This is a genomic window from Hyunsoonleella aquatilis (genome assembly GCF_014270105.1).
Lineage (GTDB): Bacteria > Bacteroidota > Bacteroidia > Flavobacteriales > Flavobacteriaceae > Jejuia > Jejuia aquatilis.
In genome coordinates, this window is sequence record NZ_JACNMF010000012.1 from 1 (window position 1) to 4,396 (window position 4,396).

General features: G+C 29.8%; 4 protein-coding genes. All 4 read left to right on the forward strand.

Annotated features, from left to right (window positions below; all coding sequences use genetic code 11):
* The first annotated feature begins 313 nt into the window (after positions 1-313).
* The 4 genes from H7U19_RS16650 (at position 314) to H7U19_RS16665 (ending at position 4,258) form a co-directional block, all read left to right on the forward strand.
* Positions 314-1,078, forward strand: a complete 765-nt coding sequence (locus H7U19_RS16650) for a hypothetical protein (protein ID WP_186564012.1) — start codon at positions 314-316, stop codon at positions 1,076-1,078.
* A gap of 32 nt (positions 1,079-1,110) precedes the next feature.
* Complete coding sequence (locus tag H7U19_RS16655; protein WP_186564013.1) at positions 1,111-1,695, forward strand: hypothetical protein; 585 nt, start codon at positions 1,111-1,113, stop codon at positions 1,693-1,695.
* Positions 1,696-1,817: 122 nt separating this feature from the next.
* A complete protein-coding gene (locus H7U19_RS16660) occupies positions 1,818-3,101 on the forward strand; it encodes a DUF5713 family protein (RefSeq protein WP_186564014.1) in 1,284 nt (427 codons plus the stop codon).
* A 254-nt stretch (positions 3,102-3,355) separates the two neighbouring features.
* Complete coding sequence (locus tag H7U19_RS16665) at positions 3,356-4,258, forward strand: hypothetical protein (protein WP_186564015.1); 903 nt, start codon at positions 3,356-3,358, stop codon at positions 4,256-4,258.
* The last annotated feature ends 138 nt before the right edge of the window (positions 4,259-4,396 follow it).

The window sequence follows — 4,396 nt, forward strand, 5'->3', positions numbered from 1 at the left end:
AGAGAGGGTTATCAATGTTGTCGAAGTCCAAAGCTTCACCGTGTATACTAACCTTATTTCTCTCTTTTGTTCTTTCTGATTATTGGTTAAATTTAATGAAAGACAAACTTAAGACGTGTATAACTCATTGCTAATCAGTTGCTTAATCGAAGTTAAGGCATATTTGGGAAGTCGCCAAATTTTTAAATTTGACGATTTCCAATACAAAAGATAAATAGTAAAATTTAAAAATCTGGCTTGTGGCTCAACCGAAAATTAATCGCTAATTTGTGCGCAACGAGCCATACACAAGACCGTTGTGTTTAATCAAATTATGAAACATACTATATTATTTTTCTATCTGGTATTATCAATCAATAGTTTCTCGCAAGAGCAAGTGATTGACCAAAGAACTGGAATAACAATCATTTTCTCAGCTGAAGGTAAAATATTTCCAGAGCGGTGGTATTCAGAAAGAGTAAATGCTCAAGGATTATCACTTGACAAAAATGAATATGAACGGAGTGAAAAAATAATTATTCAAGCTTTGGACAAATATCCAAAATCAGTAGTTGCAGATAATTTGAAAACTATTTATGTTCTCAAAGAACTCCGTTTTTTTGGAACGAATTATGGAGGAACCTATTCTTCTGATAATATCTATGTGGTTAATGATGAAACTGACAGCTTTTATATAGAAAAAGTGTTTCACGCAGAGTTGTCGAGTATTCTAATGAAAAAGTATAAGTCGAATTTTAATGAAAGCGAGTGGCTTAAACTGAATCCCGAAAAATTCTCCTATGGCAAAGGTGGTACAGCTGCCATTAAGAATAATAGTAGTTCATTGAAAAGCAAAAGCAAATTAAATAAGCAAGGATTTATTTATGAATATGCCATGGCTTCAATTGAAGAAGATTTCAACGCATTTGCTGGTCTGGTCTTCGCTCCAACAAAAGAATTTAAATCAGCTGTGGAAAAGTATATGGCTATTAGAGAAAAAAGACTATTAACTATTCAATTTTATTCTAAGCTAGACAGCTCATTGAGCGTAGAATATTTTGACAAATTACTAAACACAACAACGTATAAAAAGCATTAAAACGCTTCTTATACCAAACGTTGGCAACAATAATGAACAATCAATACTTTCAAAATATTACCCTGATTGAATTTCTAAAATCTGAATTTCGGAATAAGAAATCATCCATTGGGATAGGAAATAAAATTGGTTCTCTTTTTAGTTTGTTTCCTTCTTCCTTATACAACTATCAAATAAAAAAATCTTGGAACGAACTCTATAATTCCATCGAAAAGAAATTATTGAATTTCTACCCCGAATTAAATTGCGAATGGAATGGTGAAAAACCAAGTATTTTAAAGCTTGTATTAAATCAGGACGTGGAAAGAATTGAATTTAAATTTGACAAGTGTCATATCGGAATTACACCAGATTCTATTTACTTTTTTCCATATGAAACGGCGGACTTGGACTCGCCTTTTTATAACACTTTAGAAAAGCCTTTTAGAATTGTATACAATCCAGAATTAAAGAAAGACAAATATTCAATAATAAATACTATATCGGACTTGAAATCTATTACGGAAACTGATAAACAAACTCGTTTGAACTTTCAATTAAAAGAATTGGAAGAAGAAACGGAATTAATAATTAACAAAAAATTACAGTTGCCAACATTGTATAAAAATAATGCTTAAGTTTAATCCTAAATCAAATCGTTAGTGCGTATTTGGTCACTCCGATTTTCCTGCGGAAAATCCTCGGACACAAAACCGCACTATTCTTATACGTAACCGTTAGCATACATTTCGAATAACATATGAACTTTTTAAAAAAAATATTTAAGTCATCAGACGAAAACAACTTTGAAGGAGTACGAATTGAAAAATTAAAACCTTTCGAGAAAAGATTTGAAAAGTCTACTGATACTGTATGGTTTTCAGACCATAATATTGAGCAATGTATAAGGGCAACTCAAAAACTTGGAATTGAACATATTCATCTACAAACACATACTCTTGACTTTTTAAAAGACAAACGATTAAGAAATATTAAAGGAATCTACATACAATTTAAGATTGATGATTTAAGTCCATTAATGGTTCACAATCAACTTACACATTTAAGAATTTCTGAAAATCATAACGAGGTTTTTGATTTTAATAATTTCCCTGAATTAATCTTTTTGAATGGCATAGGACCTAAGAAATATGTAAACTTTGATAAACTAACCAAAATAAGACACGTTTATTTGCGAAATTATAACAAAAAGGATTTTTCGGAATTTTCAAACTTTACTGATTTAAGAACAATTGAAATTTATTCTTTGTCCTGTGAAAACTTGGATGGTTTATCGAATTTGAACAAACTTGAAGAAATAAGATTAGAAAAATGCCCTAAATTATTATCCTTATATGGAATTGGAGAATCTAACAGTCAATTAAGACAAGTTTTTCTATATAATTGCAAAAAGCTTCAAGATGCATCGGCAATAGGTGAATTACCAAATATCACTAATTTACTAATTTCAGAAGTTCACGAATTAAAATCTTTAGGTTTTTTGACGACCTTATCAAAACTTGAAAATTTATATATTAAACCATTAGGTGTAGGTGTTAAAAGAAATGATTATTACCCACTTGTTCAAAAATTACAAGAAATAGGTAAGTTAGACCAACTAAAAAAATGGAAGAAATTAGATGACTATCTCGATAAAAAAGTAGATATAGAAAACTATCAAGAGGAACAACTGACTGAATTACAATCTATCCTTAAATATTTATCTATTAAAGATTGGAATGAAAAATACAAAGACGGACTTTACCAATACAGTTCGCAAAACTGTAAAAAAGCTGAAAAAATAATTTCCAATCTTATAAATGAACTTGAAAAAAATCAGAACTTTAAAGAAAATGATAAAATTGAACTAATCAAATTGAGTGTTTTAGAATTCAACAAGCTAAATGATAGTCTAGATGGTTGTTTTATTGAAACAGGAGAACGAGAAGAGCTTTGCGATATATTTGACAATATAGCTGATTGTGTTGGAATTGACGTTCAAAATTACGAAGACGGAATAGCAAGTGAATGGAGAGAATGGTAAAAAAACGTATGCTAACAATGGCTATAAACAATTGCTATTACAGGTTTATCCTGAAAATTCCTGCGGAATTTCCAGCTTGTCGTGTACTTGCAAAAGTCCGTTCTAAACCACGCAACTGTTCATAGCCGAGACCGTTGCCAGTAATTTAAGCGAACTCGAAATTAACCCATTTACTAATCCAAAAGAACAATTCACTCATTATCTCTTTTAATTTTTTTAAAGCTGACATAAATTTGATAAAGTCAAATTTACCTATGAAAAGAATAACCTTTATCTTGTTTTGTATTATTTCTTCATTCACATTTGGTCAAGAACTGACCAAAAAAGTTGGCGACATAGAAATTCGACTAATTGAACATTATTATAAACGAAATTCTAATTACGAGTTAACCAAAAGAAAATCTAACAATTTAAACCGTCCTTCTGTAAAAATGTTTTTTGATTCTAATGGAAACTTGCTCAAGAAAATCAAATATGGCACTCACCATAATTCGGATTTAAAATTGATTGGAAGGGTTCAGGTTTTTACTTATTCAAATAAAAGACTTGATTCAACTTTGGAATATTATTCTGAATGTTTCTGTGAAAAGAAAATTGAACCCTATTTTTATTCTCGATACAAATACAATAAAAGCGACTTACTAAAAGAAGAATTAACCTATGTTTATTCAACCGATTCTTTACAGAGTAAAAAGACTTTTGAATATGATTCCAACCTCAATAAAATTAAATCTTTTATAAATCCAACCTATTATTACCAAAGTGAATTTGACTCATTAAATAGAATTACGATTTTAAAACAGATTTATGAAGATAAAGTAAGATGGGATTGGAAGTATAACTATACCAACAACCAAAGAATTGGAATTTTTCGAACCTATTATAAAGACGGTAAGGATTACTCTAAAAAAGAAATCCAGACTTTTAATGGAAATGGACTGCTAATTGAAACGGAAGAAAAATATATTTCAAGAAGTGGACTTGACGTGAAAACGAAAATTTTCTATGATGAAAATGGGATGATATCTAAAATTGAACAATACGAAGCATACGGGAAAGAATATGTATTTGTTTCTTATACAGATATTAAGATTAAATCAAAATTGGAATTGAATTCAAATATTGTTGAAAAGATAAACGAACAAATCAATATATAATAAAAAACTACTGGCAACAAAGAACTGAGTTAAAAAACAAGCTTTTTTAAACCAATCTCGAAACAAAGTTTTCATCGTAAGGCCTTCCTGATTTTGCTATGGCAAAGGCCTGTTTCAACAACTTGTTTGCCACTGCTA